The sequence below is a fragment of the Pseudomonas sp. GW822-FHT01E03 genome (assembly GCF_058802985.1).
In genome coordinates, this window is the sequence record NZ_JBXAOQ010000002.1 from 404,444 (window position 1) to 419,232 (window position 14,789).

A 14,789-nucleotide genomic window follows, 5' to 3' on the forward strand; every position below is an offset into this window, starting at 1 on the left:
CCTGTCCAGCCAACATTGATGTTGAATGTCAGGCCGCCATCGCGAGCAAGCTCGCTCCCACAGGGTTCATCTTTTACTTCAACTTCCCGATGGCTCAAGGTTTCGGCACCACACCCGCATCCGCCCCCAGCCACTTCTGTTCCAGCGCTTGCAGTCGCCCGTCATCCTTGATTCGTTGCAATGCGTTTTCCAGGCTGGCTTGGAACGCCGGATTACCCTTCTGAAACGGAATCGCCAGGTTCACGGCCGGGTTGGTTTTGGGCTTCTCTTCCGTCAGCGACTGGACCAGCAAAATGGAGCGAGGCTCTTCTTTCTGCGCGATCAATTGCGCATTGGTTTGAATGTAAGGTTCGCTGAAGTCGAAACGATCCTTGAGATCCGGGGTCACTGCTATGTGGTTGATAGCGATGTCGTATTTGCCGCTTTCGACGCCGGTCAGCAGATCGCTGCCGTCGGTGACAACGAAGTCGGCCCGGACATCGAGTTCACTTGCCAGCAGTTGGCCCAACTCGATTTCGAAGCCGGTGAGCTTGTCGTCATCCTTGAAATTGAACGGGGGAGTGTTGGCTTCAACGGCAATGCGCAATTCGCCCCGGTCGTTGACGTCATCAATCAATTCGGCATGAGCCAAAGGGCTCAGAAGGGGTAGCAGGCAGATCAGGCCAGGCAGAAAGCGCATGGTCACTCCTTTGAATTTATTATCGCGATCCTCTGATTCAGGCTCGCTTTGCTATGGTTGTCGAGTGCCTTCGACAACGAATGGCCATGAAGTTGTCATGGTCACGCGAATTTTACGGAAAAACTGGAGAAGAGAATGAAAACCTTTATGTCACGTGCTGCTTTGGCTGGCCTGTTGATGGGTGTTTCGGTGCTGGCCAGTGCAACGCCGGCTCCGAAGGGCGCCGAAGTGTCCATCGTGTCTCCCAAGGATGGTGCGACGGTTCCACAGACGGTCGTCGTCAAGTTCGCTGTCGAGAACGTTGCCCTGGCACCGGCGGGCAATACCACCAAGAACACCGGTCATCACCACTTGCTGATCGACGTCGACGAACTGCCAGCCGCCGGTGCGCCGATTCCCAAAGATGCCAACCACCAGCATTTCGGCAACGCGCAGACCCAGGCTGAAGTAACGCTCACGCCGGGCAAACACACCTTGCAGCTTGAACTGGGCGATAGCAACCACATGCCGTTCGATCCGCCGATCGTTTCCGAGAAGATCACCGTCAACGTCAAGTAACGTTGTAGCGTGAATGAAAAAGGGAGCCCGAAGGCTCCCTTTTTTTGTCGCTCAAGTCGCGATCAGAACAGCACCCGGCTACGGATGGTGCCCTTGACGTGTTGCAGCTTCTCTTGCGCCAGGTCCGAGTACTCGGCGTCGACGTCGATCACCACGTAGCCGACCTTCTCGTTGGTCTGCAGGAACTGACCGGAGATGTTGATGCCGTTTTCGGCGAAGACTTTGTTGATCTCGCTGAGCACGCCCGGAATGTTTTCGTGGATGTGCAGCAGGCGGTGCTTGCCAGGGTGAGCCGGCAGGGCCACTTCCGGGAAGTTCACGGACGATACCGACGTACCGTTGTCGCTGTACTTGACCAGTTTTTCCGCCACTTCCAGGCCGATGTTGGCCTGGGCTTCAGCGGTGGAGCCACCGATGTGCGGGGTCAGGATCACGTTGTCCAGGCCACGCAGCGGGCTTTCGAACTCTTCGTCGTTGGAGCGTGGCTCCACCGGGAATACATCGATGGCCGCGCCGATCAGGTGCTTGTCCTTGATGGCAGCCGCCAGGTGGTCCAGTTCGACCACGGTGCCGCGGGCGGCGTTGATCAGGATGCCGCCTTTCTTGATGGCGCGGATTTCCTTCTCGCCCATCATCCACTGGGTGGCGGCGGTTTCCGGTACGTGCAGCGAAACGATGTCGGACATCGCCAGCAGCTCGTGCAGGTTGCCTACCTGAGTGGCGTTACCCAGTGGCAGCTTGGTGATGGTGTCGTAGAAGTACACCTGCATGCCCAGGCCTTCCGCCAGGACCGACAGTTGAGTACCGATCGAGCCGTAACCGACGATGCCCAGCTTCTTGCCGCGGATCTCGAAGGAATTGGCCGCGCTCTTGATCCAGCCGCCACGGTGGCAGGAAGCGTTCTTCTCAGGGATGCCGCGCAGCAGCAGGATCGCTTCGGCCAGCACCAGTTCCGCTACGGAACGGGTGTTGGAGTACGGTGCGTTGAACACCGCGATGCCGCGTTCGCGGGCCGCGTCCAGGTCGACCTGGTTGGTGCCGATGCAGAAACACCCTACAGCCACGAGCTTCTTCGCGTGATCGAAGATCTCTTCGGTCAGTTGAGTGCGGGAGCGAATGCCGATGAAGTGAGCATCAGCGATCTTTTCCTTGAGCTGGGCTTCCGGCAGAGAACCAGTGAGGTACTCGATGCTGGTGTAGCCCGCCGCCTTGAGGACGTCGACAGCCGATTGGTGGACGCCTTCGAGAAGAAGGAACTTGATCTTGCTCTTATCGAGAGAAGTCTTGCTCATCTGCGTAAACCTGTATCCCGGAGAAAAATGGCAGGAAAGGGAGCAGCCCGGAGCTGACCCGCACGGCAGGAAAGCCGTCACCGCAGAACAGCCCTTGGGCACTATCCTGCGGGGTCGTTATGCTAGCATATGCACCCCGCTAAACACTCATTCCTGCGACGTGAAGCGTTCTCAGGATGACCATGAATTGTTCGAGAGTTCTGTCGATGACCAATCCTGCCCTGATTGAAGAGCTGAAGACCCTGGTTGAGCCTGGCAAGGTGCTGACCGATGCCGACTCCCTGAATGCTTACGGAAAGGATTGGACCAAGCATTTCGCCCCGGCCCCGACCGCCATCGTGTTCCCCAAGACCACCGAGCAGGTCCAGGCCATAGTCCTGTGGGCCAACAAACACAAGGTGGCGCTGGTGCCGTCGGGTGGTCGTACCGGTCTTTCCGCGGCAGCGGTGGCGGCCAATGGTGAAGTGGTCGTGTCGTTCGACTACATGAACCAGATCCTCGACGTGAACCTCACTGACCGCACGGCCGTTTGCCAGCCGGGCGTGGTCACCGAGCACCTGCAGAACGTGGCCGAAGAAAACGGCCTGTACTACCCGGTGGACTTCGCTTCGGCAGGTTCGAGCCAGATTGGCGGCAATATCGGCACCAATGCCGGCGGGATCAAGGTGATTCGCTACGGCATGACCCGTAACTGGGTTGCCGGCATGAAAGTGGTCACCGGCAAGGGCGACGTGCTGGAGCTGAACCGCGACCTGATCAAGAACGCCACCGGCTACGACATGCGTCAGCTGTTCATCGGCGCCGAAGGCACCCTCGGGTTCGTGGTCGAAGCGACCATGCGCCTGGACCGCGCGCCGAAAAACCTCACCGCCATGGTCCTCGGCACCGCCGATTTCGACTCGATCATGCCGGTGCTGCACGCCTTCCAGAGCAAGCTTGACCTGACCGCCTTCGAATTCTTCTCCGACAAAGCCCTGGCCAAAGTCATGGCGCGTGGCGATGTGCCGGCGCCGTTCGAATCCGATTGCCCGTTCTACGCGCTGCTGGAATTCGAAGCGACCACCGAAGAAGTGGCCAACCACGCCCTGGAAACCTTCGAGCACTGCGTCGAGCAGGGCTGGGTACTGGACGGCGTGATGAGCCAGAGCGAAACCCAGTTGCAGAACCTGTGGAAACTGCGCGAATACATCTCCGAAACCATTTCCCACTGGACGCCGTACAAGAACGACATTTCGGTCACTGTGTCGAAAGTCCCGGCGTTCCTGAAGGAAATCGACGCGATCGTCGGCGAACACTACCCGGACTTCGAAATCGTCTGGTTCGGTCACATCGGCGATGGCAACCTGCACTTGAACATCCTCAAGCCGGATAACCTGAGCAAGGACGAGTTCTTCGCCAAGTGCGCCACCGTCAACAAGTGGGTGTTCGAGACCGTCGAGAAATACAACGGTTCGATCTCCGCCGAGCACGGCGTGGGCATGACCAAGCGTGACTACTTGACTTACAGCCGTTCCCCGGTCGAGATCGAGTACATGAAAGCGGTCAAGGCGGTGTTCGACCCGAACGGCATCATGAACCCGGGCAAGATTTTCGCTGTTTGATTTTCGAACTTTAAGAGCCAACGAAGCAGGAGTCGGTAATGAGCTATCAGCACCAGTATGTCGACGGTACGCGCATTCACTTCCCGTTGGGGAAAGTGGTGTGCATCGGCCGTAACTACGCCGAACACGCCAAGGAACTGGACAATCCGGTGCCGACCGAGCCACTGCTGTTCATCAAGCCGGGCAGTTGCGTGGTGCCGCTGGAAGGTGGTTTCAGCATTCCGACCGAGCGCGGTTCGGTGCACTACGAAGCGGAAATCGCGGTGTTGATCGGCAAGCCGTTGTCGACCAAACCGAGCCGCGAAGAAGTGCTCGACGCCATCTCCGGTTTCGCTCCAGCCCTGGACCTGACCCTGCGCGACAAGCAGGCCGAGCTGAAATCCAAGGGCCTGCCCTGGGAAATCGCCAAGTCCTTCGACGGTGCGGCAGTACTTGCTCCGTTCGTGTCCGGCAGCACGTTTGCCGATCTGACCGACATCGGCATCCGCCTGACCATCAACGGTGAAGTGCGCCAGGACGGCAACAGCAGCGCGATGCTCAACCCGATCGTGCCGATGATCCAGCACATGGCCGGCTGCTTCTCGTTGCAGGCCGGGGACGTGATCCTCACCGGCACGCCAGTGGGCGTTGGCCCGCTGAATGTCGGTGACGAGATCGTTCTGGAATTGCCGGGCGCCAGCAGTTTCACCAGCAGCGTTCGCTAGTCCAGGCACCGCCAAACCCTGTGGGAGCGGGCTTGCTCGCGAAGAGGGCGTGACAGTCGACTAAGTGTTGCCTGGCACACCGCTTTCGCGAGCAAGCCCGCTCCCACATTGGTTTTGTGGTGGCCTATAAATGGCTCATCCTGTCATTTCCCGTTTTTTTCACATCCAGTCTGGATAATTTCAGGGCTTTCGGCCTCTGAGCCGGCCCCAAACTGTGCTATTACCCCTAGCCTGAATTTCTGGAACGCATTCCCCGATGGCCACTTCTCCGCTTTCCACGCTTGAACCTGTCCGCCGTTCGCGCTTCGCCCTGCGTTGGCACACCTGGCTGCTGCTGGTGGCTGTTGTCGCCTACGGCGTTGCATTCGCCATGCACTGGGATTCGCGGGGCGTGCTCTGGGTGAAGGAACAATTCAAGAGCCCGGCCGAGCGCCAGGCGAGCATCTGGCTGCCGGACTATCGTGCGGTGATCGATGCCAAGCCGTTGCCGGGCATGGAGAAGGATGAAGCATCGGACATGGTCTACGACCCTCAGACCAAGACTCTGTTTTCGGTCATGGGCAAGAACCCGTTCCTGGTCGAATTGAACCTGCAGGGCGATGTGCTGCGCAAAATGCCGTTGGTGGGCTGGAGCAACCCTGAGGGCGTCACCGTGCTGGGCGACGGCCGGCTGGCCATTGTCGATGAGCGCGAGCATCTGATCGCTATCGTCAAGGTCGATGCCGATACCCGCGAACTGAATATGGCCGACTTCCCGAAATACGACCTCGGGCCTTCCAGCGACCAGAACAAGGCGTTCGAGGGTGTCACCTGGGATCCGCGCAATCAGCAACTGCTGCTGGGCGAAGAGCGCCCGCCGGCATTGTTTGCCTGGAAAGGTGACGGCAAGGTCCTGACCGGCGACAAGTTGAAGCTGGCCAGCCATGCACTGGACATGCGCAACCTGTCTGCCTTGGCCGTCGACCCGCGGACTGGCCACATGCTGGTGTTGTCCGCCGACTCGCACCTGTTGCTGGAGCTGGACAAGAAGGGTGAGCAGGTCAGTTTCATCACCCTGCTGCGTGGCTTCAACGGCCTGAAAAATACCATTCCCCGTGCCGAAGGCGTGACCATGGATGAAGCGGGCACGCTGTACATGGTGAGTGAGCCGAATCTGTTTTATCGCTTCGAAAAACAGAAGTAACCAACGCCTGCGCTGATTGCCTGTACGTAAAAGGCCGGCGGCCATTAAGCTTCAGTTCAGACGGGCGTGATATTTCATCCGCCTGTTTTGACCCCCGAGCCCACCCGAATGCGTCGATTTGCCCGCCCCAAATCCCTGATCCTGATCCTGTCGGTGATCTTGCTGATCGCATTGATAGCGATCGCCCAGTACATGCGCCTGTTCGAGCGTACCTGGTTCAATCTGCATACGCTGTGGCAGCCGGTGAGTTCCCGGTCGATGGGCCTGGACCAATACCAGGTCGTGACCGAGGCGCAGGTGATCGATGGCCTGGCCGACAACGTTTCAGCGCTGACCTACGACCCGGTACGCAAAAGCCTGTTCACCGTCACCAACAAACGAAGCGAGCTGATCGAGTTGTCCCTCGACGGCAGGATCTTGCGTCGTGTGGCGCTGGTCGGTTTCGGCGATCCGGAGGCGGTGGAGTTCATCAGCGAAGATATCTACGTGGTCACTGACGAAAGTCAGCAGCGGCTGATCAAGATTCGTCTGGAGCAGGACACCACTTTCGTTGATGCGGCAGATGCCGAGCAGATGACCATTGGCGTTCACATGGGCGGCAACAAGGGCTTCGAGGGTCTGGCTTACGATTCAGTCGGCAAGCGCCTGTTCGTCGCCAAGGAGCGCAACCCGATGCTGATCTACGAGGTGCACGGTTTTCCGCGCTTCAATCCTGAAGAATCCTACTCGGTGCACGTGATCAACGACCCCAAGCGTGATGCCGGGATGTTCGTGCGGGATCTGTCGAGCCTGCAATACGATGAGCGCAGCGGGCATTTGCTGGCGCTGTCGGATGAGTCGCGATTGATTCTGGAGCTGGATGTGGATGGGCGGCCGCTGAGCACAATGTCATTGAGCAAGGGACGCCATGGCCTGCAAAAAACCGTGCCGCAAGCGGAGGGGATCGCCGTGGACGACGACGGTACGCTGTACATCGTCAGCGAGCCGAACCTGTTCTACGTGTTCAAGAAACCCACGCAACTCTAACTAACACCCCAAAACGACTGTGGGAGCGGGCTTGCTCGCGAAGGGGTCGTGTCAGTCGACAGAGATATCAACTGAGAGACCGCTTTCGCGAGCAAGCCCGCTCCCACAGGTTTTTCATCTGCCCACAAAAAATGTGGGCGGTCTTGGTTACTCAGCGCGCAGGGTCTTCACGCCTTCGCTGGTCCCCAGCAACAACAGATCCGCCGGACGTGCCGCGAACAAACCGTTGGTGACCACGCCGACGATCGCATTGATCTGCGTCTCCAGCTCCACCGGATTGGTGATCTGCATGTTGAACACGTCGAGGATGATGTTGCCGTTGTCGGTCAGCACGCCTTCGCGGTAAACCGGGTCGCCGCCGAGCTTCACCAGTTCGCGGGCCACGTGGCTGCGGGCCATCGGGATCACTTCCACCGGTAGCGGGAAAGTACCGAGGACCGGCACCAGTTTGCTGGCGTCGGCGATGCAGATGAAGGTCTTGGCCACGGCCGCGACAATCTTCTCGCGGGTCAGGGCAGCGCCGCCGCCCTTGATCAGGTTCAGGTGCTCGTCGCTTTCATCGGCGCCGTCGACGTAGAACTCCAGATCGCTGACGGTGTTCAGTTCGTACACCGGAATCCCGTGGCCCTTGAGACGCGCGGCAGTGGCTTCGGAACTGGCGACGGCGCCGTCGAATGCGCCCTTGTGCTTGGCCAGCGCGTCGATGAAGCAGTTGGCGGTGGAGCCGGTGCCGACCCCGACGATGCTCTTGTCGTCGAGTTTCGGAAGGATGAAGTCGACGGCGGCCTGAGCCACTGCCTGTTTGAGTTGATCCTGGTTCATGCGGGCTCCGGGGTGCCTGGGAGGGGACGAAAGGCCGGCATTATAGGCTTCGGGGCGGGGAAGGTCATTGCCCGATTGGCAGGTCGTGACTGTTCCCTGTAGGAGCGAGCCTGCTCGCGATGGTCGTGAACGATAACGCGTAAAACCGGACAGCCAGCGGCGCCCTCGAGTTTTTCGCGAGCAGGCTCGCTCCTACAGGGTGGTCGCACGCCTGAAAGCCGGGTTAGACTCCTTGGTCCTGCCCAACCCGCTCAGTGATGCTTTCCGATGCTTGAACAGTACGTCAAAAAGATCCTCACCTCGCGCGTTTATGACGTTGCCGTAGAAACTCCGTTGCAGTCTGCCCGCCAGCTCTCCGAGCGGCTGGGCAACAGCATTTGGCTCAAGCGCGAAGACTTGCAGCCGGTGTTCTCGTTCAAGATTCGCGGCGCCTACAACAAGTTGACCCAGTTGAGCGACGAAGAACGCGCTCGCGGCGTGGTCACCGCGTCGGCGGGCAACCATGCACAAGGCCTGGCCCTGGCGGCGAAGGTGTTGGGCGTGAAAGCGACCATCGTCATGCCCAAGACCACCCCGGAGATCAAGGTCGAAGGCGTGCGCTCCCGTGGCGGCAAAGTGGTGCTGCACGGCGACTCGTTCCCGGAAGCCCTGGCCTACTCGCTGAAACTGGTCGACGAAAAAGGCTACGTCTACATTCACCCGTACGACGATCCCCACACCATTGCCGGGCAGGGCACCGTGGCGATGGAGATTCTGCGCCAGCACCCGCAGCCATTGGATGCGATTTTCGTCCCGGTGGGTGGCGGCGGCCTGATCGCCGGCATCGCGGCGTACGTGAAGTACCTGCGCCCGGACATCAAGATCATCGGCGTCGAACCGGATGACTCCAATTGCCTGCAAGCGGCCATGGCGGCCGGCGAGCGCGTGGTACTGCCGACCGTAGGCCTCTTCGCCGACGGTGTTGCGGTGGCCCAGATCGGTCAGCACACCTTTGACATCTGCAAAGACCATGTCGACGAAGTGATCACCGTCAGCACCGATGAAATCTGTGCCGCCATCAAGGATATCTACGACGATACCCGCTCGATCACCGAACCTGCCGGCGCCTTGGGCGTGGCCGGGATCAAGAAGTATGTCGAGCAGCGCGGCGTCAGCGGCCAGACCTTCGTGGCCATCGATTCCGGGGCCAACGTCAACTTCGATCGCCTGCGCCACGTCGCCGAGCGTGCGGAGCTGGGCGAGGGCCGCGAAGCGATCATCGCCGTGACCATTCCCGAGAAACCGGGCAGCTTCAAGGCGTTCTGCGAGGCCATAGGCAAGCGCCAGATCACCGAATTCAACTACCGCTACAACACCGGCAGCGAAGCGCACATCTTTGTCGGCGTGCAGACCCACCCGGAAAACGACCCGCGCAGCGCGCTGATCGCCAGCCTGAGCGAGCAGGGTTTCCCGGTGCTGGACCTGACCGACAACGAACTGGCCAAGCTGCACATCCGCCACATGGTCGGCGGGCGTGCGGCGCATGTGGTCGACGAAGTGATTCTGCGTTTCGAATTCCCGGAGCGTCCGGGCGCGCTGTTCAACTTCCTCAACAAGCTGGGCGGGCGTTGGAACATCTCAATGTTCCACTACCGCAACCATGGCGCGGCGGATGGTCGGGTCGTCGCGGGCCTGCAGGTGCCCCACGACGAGCGCCACCTGGTGCCGGCGGCGCTGGAAGAAATCGGTTACCCGTACTGGGACGAAAGCGACAACCCGGCCTATCAGCTGTTTCTTGGCTGAACGGCTACGCTGACGGGCAAGGCAATAAGGAAATCTGACGATGGAAACGTTAACTGCTCTGAAAGCGGCGCACATGGTGGCAACAGTTGTACTGCTGGCTTGTGCGCTGGGGCTGGGAGTCTGGGTTTTGCTGGCGCGGCGCAAGGGTGACGCGACGGCGGGTAGTCGCACCTTGCAGCGGCCAAGGGTGTTTGTCTGGCTGCTGATGGGCCTGGCGCTGCTGAGCATGCCGTTTACCGGCTGGTGGATGGTGCACCTGGTGGGCTGGCCGCTGGGGCAGACCTGGTTGCTGGCCTCCAGCGTGCTGTACACCGTGGCGGCGCTGGCGTGGTTCTGGCTGCTGGTGCGGCTCAACAAACTGCGCAAGACACCGGGTGGCGTGGGGAAATTCACCTTTGCCTTGGCGTTGTTCAGCTTTGTCTGCTTTGTCGCCATTGCCGGGTTGATGGGCGCGAAGCCTGTGTAGGAGCAGCCGGTCGACGCTCGATTGCTCGCGAAAAACTCAAGATCGCCGCGGGGCATCAGGTGCCCCGCGTTATCGTTAACGACCATCGCGAGCAAGCTCGCTCCTACAGTAAGGCGATATCAGCCGCGCAGGCTGATCACCGGCCAGCCACGCTTCTCGGCCTCGGCCCGCAGGTTCGGATCCGGATCGACCGCCACCGGATGGGTCACCTGCTCCAGCAACGGAAAATCATTCATCGAATCGCTATAGAAGGAGCTGTCTTCCAGCGTAAACCCGGTTTCCTCCAGCCAGCGATTCAAGCGCGTAACCTTGCCCTCGCGGAAGCACGGCACGTCGGTGCTGCGCCCGGTGTAGCGGCCATCGACCATTTCGCATTCTGTGGCGATCAGGGTGTCGACGCCCAGACGCTCGGCAATGGGGCCTGTGACGAAGCGGTTGGTCGCCGTGATGATCACCAGTTTGTCGCCGGCATCGCGGTGCTTCTTCAGTAGTTCAAGTCCCTTGGGCAGTACGATCGGTTCGATGCAGTCGCGCATGTAATCGCTGTGCCACTGATCCAGCGTGGCCATTTCGGTGCGGCCGAGTACCTCCAGGCAGAAGTTCAGGTAAGCAGCGTTATCCAGTTTGCCGGCCAGGTAATCCTGGTAGAACGCATCGTTGCGAGTCTTGTAGGCGACGGCGTCGAGAAAGCCGCGTTCGCACAGGTAATCGCCCCAGGCGTGATCGCTGTCACCGCCCAGAAGGGTGTTGTCCAAATCGAATAAAGCCAGGCGCATTGCAGTTACCCGCTGAAAAGTCAGTAAAAAGGCGACAAGAATACGGTCTTTTCACAAGAGTGCACATAAGGTAGGAACCTTCGTTGCCGCCTTCACAACCTTTGTGGAACAATGCGGCGACATGCGTTTGCGAGGTTGTTGCCGTGATCGACCCCGATGGTTTTCGCCCCAATGTCGGGATCATTCTGACGAATGACGCCGGCCAGGTGCTATGGGCTCGCCGAATCAATCAAGATGCCTGGCAGTTTCCGCAGGGGGGAATCAACCCCGAAGAGACGCCAGAAGACGCCTTGTACCGCGAGCTGAACGAAGAAGTGGGCCTTGAGCGCGAAGATGTTGAAATTCTCGCCTGCACCCGGGGCTGGTTGCGCTATCGTTTGCCGCAACGTCTGGTACGTACCCACAGCCAACCGCTGTGCATCGGCCAGAAACAGAAATGGTTTCTCCTGCGCCTGGTCTCCAACGAGCAGCGGGTGCGGATGGATTTGACCGGTAAACCGGAATTCGATGGCTGGCGCTGGGTCAGCTATTGGTATCCGTTGGGCCAGGTGGTGACATTCAAGCGCGAGGTGTATCGACGCGCTCTCAAAGAGCTTGCCCCGCGCCTTTTAGCGCGCGACTGACGACGGAGTTCGACCCCGAGCCATGCTCAATACGCTGCGCAAGATCGTCCAGGAAGTTAACTCCGCCAAGGATCTCAAGGCGGCGTTGGGGATTATTGTGTTGCGCGTCAAAGAGGCCATGGGCAGCCAGGTCTGCTCGGTCTACCTGCTTGATCCGGAGACCAACCGGTTCGTACTGATGGCCACCGAGGGCTTGAACAAGCGCTCGATCGGCAAGGTCAGCATGGCCCCCAACGAAGGTCTGGTGGGTCTGGTCGGCACGCGTGAAGAACCCCTGAACCTCGAAAACGCCGCGGACCACCCGCGCTATCGCTACTTCGCCGAAACCGGTGAAGAGCGTTTCGCTTCGTTCCTCGGGGCGCCGATCATCCACCACCGTCGCGTCGTCGGCGTGTTGGTCATCCAGCAAAAAGAGCGTCGCCAGTTCGATGAAGGGGAAGAAGCCTTCCTCGTGACCATGAGCGCGCAGTTGGCCGGCGTTATCGCCCATGCCGAGGCCACAGGCTCCATCCGTGGCCTGGGTCGTCAGGGCAAGGGCATCCAGGAAGCCAAGTTCGTCGGTGTGCCGGGCTCGCCGGGTGCCGCGGTCGGTACTGCGGTGGTCATGCTGCCGCCCGCTGACCTGGACGTGGTGCCGGACAAGACCATCACCGACATCGACGCTGAACTGGGGCTGTTCAAGACCGCCATCGAGGGCGTGCGCGCCGACATGCGCACCTTGTCCGCCAAGCTTGCCACGCAGTTGCGCCCGGAAGAGCGGGCCTTGTTCGACGTCTACCTGATGATGCTCGACGATGCTGCGCTGGGCAGCGAAGTGACCACCGTGATCAAGACCGGCCAGTGGGCCCAGGGCGCGTTGCGCCAGGTGGTCACCGATCACGTCAACCGTTTCGAATTGATGGACGACGCTTACCTGCGCGAGCGTGCATCCGACGTCAAGGATCTCGGCCGTCGCTTGCTGGCTTATTTGCAGGAAGAGCGCCAGCAAACCCTGGTCTACCCCGACAACACCATTCTGGTCAGCGAAGAACTGACGCCGGCGATGCTCGGCGAGGTGCCGGAAGGCAAGCTGGCCGGCCTGGTGTCGGTACTCGGTTCCGGTAACTCCCACGTCGCGATCCTGGCCCGCGCCATGGGCATCCCGACCGTGATGGGCCTGGTCGACCTGCCGTACTCCAAGGTCGACGGCATCCAGATGATCGTCGACGGCTACCACGGCGAGGTCTACACCAACCCGAGTGAAGTGCTGCGCAAGCAGTTCGCCGAGGTGGTCGAGGAAGAGAAACAACTGGCCCTGGGGCTGGATGCGCTGCGCGATCTGCCGTGCGTGACGGTCGATGGCCACCGCATGCCGCTGTGGGTCAACACCGGCCTGCTGGCGGATGTGGCGCGTGCGCAGAAGCGTGGTGCCGAAGGCGTGGGCCTGTACCGCACCGAAGTGCCGTTCATGATCAACCAGCGTTTCCCGAGCGAAAAGGAACAACTGGCGATCTACCGCGAGCAACTGTCTGCGTTTCACCCGCAACCCGTCACCATGCGTACCCTGGACATCGGCGGCGACAAGTCACTGTCGTACTTCCCGATCAAGGAAGATAACCCGTTCCTCGGCTGGCGCGGCATTCGCGTCACCCTCGACCACCCGGAAATCTTCCTGGTGCAGACCCGTGCCATGCTCAAGGCCAGCGAAGGCCTGAACAACTTGCGGATTCTGCTGCCGATGATCTCCGGCACCCATGAATTGGAAGAAGCGCTGCACCTGATCCACCGCGCCTGGGGCGAAGTACGCGACGAAGGCTGCGACGTGCCGATGCCGCCGATTGGCGTGATGATCGAGATTCCGGCGGCGGTGTACCAGACCAAAGAACTGGCGCGGCAAGTGGATTTCCTGTCGGTCGGTTCCAACGACCTGACCCAGTACCTGCTGGCCGTGGACCGCAACAACCCGCGGGTGGCCGACCTTTACGATTACCTGCACCCCGCAGTGCTTCAGGCGCTGCAGAACGTGGTGCGTGATGCCCACGCCGAAGGCAAGCCAGTGAGTATCTGCGGTGAAATGGCCGGTGATCCGGCGGCGGCGGTGCTGTTGATGGCGATGGGGTTCGACAGCCTGTCGATGAACGCCACCAACTTGCCGAAAGTGAAGTGGATGCTGCGCCAGATCAACCTGAGCAAGGCCAGGGAATTGCTGGCGGAGCTAATGACCATCGATAACCCGCAAGTGATTCACAGCTCGTTGCAGCTGGCGCTGAAGAACCTCGGGTTGGCGCGGATGATCAATCCGGCAGCAATCAAGCCCCTCTAAAACGCTGATGCCCCTATCGCGAGCAAGCTCGCTCCCACACTGGATCTGTGAACGCCGCAAATCCCCTGTGGGAACGAGCTTGCTCGCGATGAGGCCTGTGCCGGCAACACAAGACTAGAGCCTGATCTCCACTTCCCCAAGATGCCCGCCATACGGCCCGAAACTCCTTTCGACCATATGCAGCGCCCCATCCGCCTGCACAATCAACGCCGTACTCGCCCGCGTTCCATAACTCTGGCTGGCAATGAACACGCTCGACAACAACGTTTCGGTGACCAGCCCCACTCCGGTATCCGGCAACTCGGCAAACGGCGCGGTCTGCGCATCGCTCAATAACGCCAGCAGCGCCTGAGGCTGCGGATCATCCAGCACCTCGCTCAATGCAGCCTTGGCCTTGAGCAGCTTCGGCCACGGCGTATCCAGCCCGGCGTTCGACACGCCGTAGACTCCCGGTTGCAGCATTACGGCTTCCGATTCCCGGGCGTTGAAGTGCCAGAGCTCGTTCCTGTTGCCAACCAGTAGATTGAAACCGCCATATTCAGGCGAACGTCTGACAACGTCGGCCAAATAGTCATCAATCGAGCAATCGCCCTCAAGGAATCGCGCGACCAGCTCCCCACGAGACTTGCGTCCCGGCGGTCGATGGGGATCGCGGATGTTGGTCAGTGCCGCAAATCGTCCGTTGGCACCGACACCGAGCCAGGTGCCACCGGCCTCGAGGTCGCGCCCGGCATGCACATGCGGCGCTTCGGGCCATGGCGCCAGGGGCAGGCTGGGGCGGGCGTAGAATTCATCGCGATTGGCCGCCACGACCAGCGGCTGGGCATGACCCGGTCGCCAGGCAAAAACAATCAGGCACATCAGGCTGTCCTTGTGTGTTTTTTGCTCACTCTACGCAGACATCGCTCATCGATCCATCGCCTTGCGCAGTGGAGCTTGAGGCCATGCATCCGTTACCATGCCGCTCCGGTTTTG

The 14,789-nt window shown here is 60.3% G+C and carries 14 protein-coding genes; 9 read left to right on the top strand and 5 right to left on the bottom strand.

Annotated features, from left to right (window positions below; all coding sequences use genetic code 11):
* Window positions 1-94: 94 nt before the first annotated feature.
* A complete protein-coding gene (locus tag AC1RP7_RS05090) occupies window positions 95-679 on the bottom strand; it encodes a transporter substrate-binding domain-containing protein (protein ID WP_090452009.1) in 585 nt (194 codons plus the stop codon).
* 135 nt (window positions 680-814) lie between these two features.
* Between AC1RP7_RS05090 and AC1RP7_RS05095 the strand changes: the two genes are divergently transcribed.
* Window positions 815-1,237 (top strand): DUF4399 domain-containing protein, encoded by a 423-nt coding sequence (locus AC1RP7_RS05095; RefSeq protein ID WP_057712864.1) that lies wholly within the window; start codon window positions 815-817, stop codon window positions 1,235-1,237.
* A 62-nt stretch (window positions 1,238-1,299) separates the two neighbouring features.
* Here the strand turns inward: AC1RP7_RS05095 and serA are convergent, their stop codons facing one another.
* Complete coding sequence (gene serA, locus AC1RP7_RS05100; RefSeq protein WP_007976393.1) at window positions 1,300-2,529, bottom strand: phosphoglycerate dehydrogenase; 1,230 nt, start codon at window positions 2,527-2,529, stop codon at window positions 1,300-1,302.
* Window positions 2,530-2,735: 206 nt separating this feature from the next.
* On the opposite strand from serA, the gene AC1RP7_RS05105 reads away from it, so the two are divergent.
* The 4 genes from AC1RP7_RS05105 (at window position 2,736) to AC1RP7_RS05120 (ending at window position 7,043) form a co-directional block, all read left to right on the top strand.
* Complete coding sequence (locus AC1RP7_RS05105; RefSeq protein WP_032829505.1) at window positions 2,736-4,130, top strand: FAD-binding oxidoreductase; 1,395 nt, start codon at window positions 2,736-2,738, stop codon at window positions 4,128-4,130.
* Window positions 4,131-4,168: 38 nt separating this feature from the next.
* The gene (locus tag AC1RP7_RS05110) at window positions 4,169-4,834 is read left to right on the top strand and encodes a fumarylacetoacetate hydrolase family protein (RefSeq protein WP_056726437.1); all 666 of its coding nucleotides are present in this window, start codon (window positions 4,169-4,171) and stop codon (window positions 4,832-4,834) included.
* Between the two features lie 256 nt (window positions 4,835-5,090).
* A complete protein-coding gene (locus AC1RP7_RS05115) occupies window positions 5,091-6,017 on the top strand; it encodes an SdiA-regulated domain-containing protein (RefSeq protein WP_407516147.1) in 927 nt (308 codons plus the stop codon).
* A 108-nt stretch (window positions 6,018-6,125) separates the two neighbouring features.
* On the top strand, window positions 6,126-7,043 hold the full coding sequence (locus AC1RP7_RS05120) for an SdiA-regulated domain-containing protein (RefSeq protein ID WP_057712866.1): 918 nt from the start codon (window positions 6,126-6,128) through the stop codon (window positions 7,041-7,043).
* Between the two features lie 147 nt (window positions 7,044-7,190).
* Here AC1RP7_RS05120 and rpiA read toward each other — a convergent pair whose 3' ends face one another.
* Window positions 7,191-7,865 (bottom strand): ribose-5-phosphate isomerase RpiA, encoded by a 675-nt coding sequence (rpiA, locus tag AC1RP7_RS05125; protein ID WP_046039153.1) that lies wholly within the window; start codon window positions 7,863-7,865, stop codon window positions 7,191-7,193.
* A 267-nt stretch (window positions 7,866-8,132) separates the two neighbouring features.
* Between rpiA and ilvA the strand changes: the two genes are divergently transcribed.
* A complete protein-coding gene (ilvA, locus tag AC1RP7_RS05130; protein ID WP_057712867.1) occupies window positions 8,133-9,647 on the top strand; it encodes a threonine ammonia-lyase, biosynthetic in 1,515 nt (504 codons plus the stop codon).
* 40 nt (window positions 9,648-9,687) lie between these two features.
* Complete coding sequence (locus AC1RP7_RS05135; protein WP_057712868.1) at window positions 9,688-10,113, top strand: DUF2269 domain-containing protein; 426 nt, start codon at window positions 9,688-9,690, stop codon at window positions 10,111-10,113.
* A gap of 119 nt (window positions 10,114-10,232) precedes the next feature.
* Here AC1RP7_RS05135 and AC1RP7_RS05140 read toward each other — a convergent pair whose 3' ends face one another.
* Window positions 10,233-10,889 carry a histidinol-phosphatase gene (locus tag AC1RP7_RS05140; protein ID WP_493181383.1) on the bottom strand — a complete coding sequence of 219 codons (657 nt, stop codon included), beginning with the start codon at window positions 10,887-10,889 and terminating at the stop codon, window positions 10,233-10,235.
* 143 nt (window positions 10,890-11,032) lie between these two features.
* Here AC1RP7_RS05140 and AC1RP7_RS05145 point away from each other — a divergent pair, with 143 nt between their 5' ends.
* Together AC1RP7_RS05145 and ptsP are read left to right on the top strand one after the other, a co-directional pair.
* The gene (locus AC1RP7_RS05145) at window positions 11,033-11,512 is read left to right on the top strand and encodes an RNA pyrophosphohydrolase (RefSeq protein ID WP_053163553.1); all 480 of its coding nucleotides are present in this window, start codon (window positions 11,033-11,035) and stop codon (window positions 11,510-11,512) included.
* A 22-nt stretch (window positions 11,513-11,534) separates the two neighbouring features.
* Window positions 11,535-13,814 carry a phosphoenolpyruvate--protein phosphotransferase gene (gene ptsP, locus AC1RP7_RS05150; protein WP_057712870.1) on the top strand — a complete coding sequence of 760 codons (2,280 nt, stop codon included), beginning with the start codon at window positions 11,535-11,537 and terminating at the stop codon, window positions 13,812-13,814.
* 114 nt (window positions 13,815-13,928) lie between these two features.
* Here the strand turns inward: ptsP and AC1RP7_RS05155 are convergent, their stop codons facing one another.
* Complete coding sequence (locus AC1RP7_RS05155; protein ID WP_218494675.1) at window positions 13,929-14,675, bottom strand: NRDE family protein; 747 nt, start codon at window positions 14,673-14,675, stop codon at window positions 13,929-13,931.
* Between the last annotated feature and the right edge of the window lie 114 nt (window positions 14,676-14,789).

Coding starts and splice junctions, on each gene's coding strand:
- AC1RP7_RS05120 (WP_057712866.1), top strand. CDS start 6,126: ATGCGTCGATTTGCCCGCCCCAAATCCCTGATCCTGATCCTGTCGGTG.
- serA (WP_007976393.1), bottom strand. CDS start 2,529: ATGAGCAAGACTTCTCTCGATAAGAGCAAGATCAAGTTCCTTCTTCTC.
- ptsP (WP_057712870.1), top strand. CDS start 11,535: ATGCTCAATACGCTGCGCAAGATCGTCCAGGAAGTTAACTCCGCCAAG.
- AC1RP7_RS05155 (WP_218494675.1), bottom strand. CDS start 14,675: ATGTGCCTGATTGTTTTTGCCTGGCGACCGGGTCATGCCCAGCCGCTG.
- rpiA (WP_046039153.1), bottom strand. CDS start 7,865: ATGAACCAGGATCAACTCAAACAGGCAGTGGCTCAGGCCGCCGTCGAC.
- AC1RP7_RS05090 (WP_090452009.1), bottom strand. CDS start 679: ATGCGCTTTCTGCCTGGCCTGATCTGCCTGCTACCCCTTCTGAGCCCT.
- AC1RP7_RS05115 (WP_407516147.1), top strand. CDS start 5,091: ATGGCCACTTCTCCGCTTTCCACGCTTGAACCTGTCCGCCGTTCGCGC.
- ilvA (WP_057712867.1), top strand. CDS start 8,133: ATGCTTGAACAGTACGTCAAAAAGATCCTCACCTCGCGCGTTTATGAC.
- AC1RP7_RS05095 (WP_057712864.1), top strand. CDS start 815: ATGAAAACCTTTATGTCACGTGCTGCTTTGGCTGGCCTGTTGATGGGT.
- AC1RP7_RS05110 (WP_056726437.1), top strand. CDS start 4,169: ATGAGCTATCAGCACCAGTATGTCGACGGTACGCGCATTCACTTCCCG.
- AC1RP7_RS05105 (WP_032829505.1), top strand. CDS start 2,736: ATGACCAATCCTGCCCTGATTGAAGAGCTGAAGACCCTGGTTGAGCCT.
- AC1RP7_RS05140 (WP_493181383.1), bottom strand. CDS start 10,889: ATGCGCCTGGCTTTATTCGATTTGGACAACACCCTTCTGGGCGGTGAC.
- AC1RP7_RS05135 (WP_057712868.1), top strand. CDS start 9,688: ATGGAAACGTTAACTGCTCTGAAAGCGGCGCACATGGTGGCAACAGTT.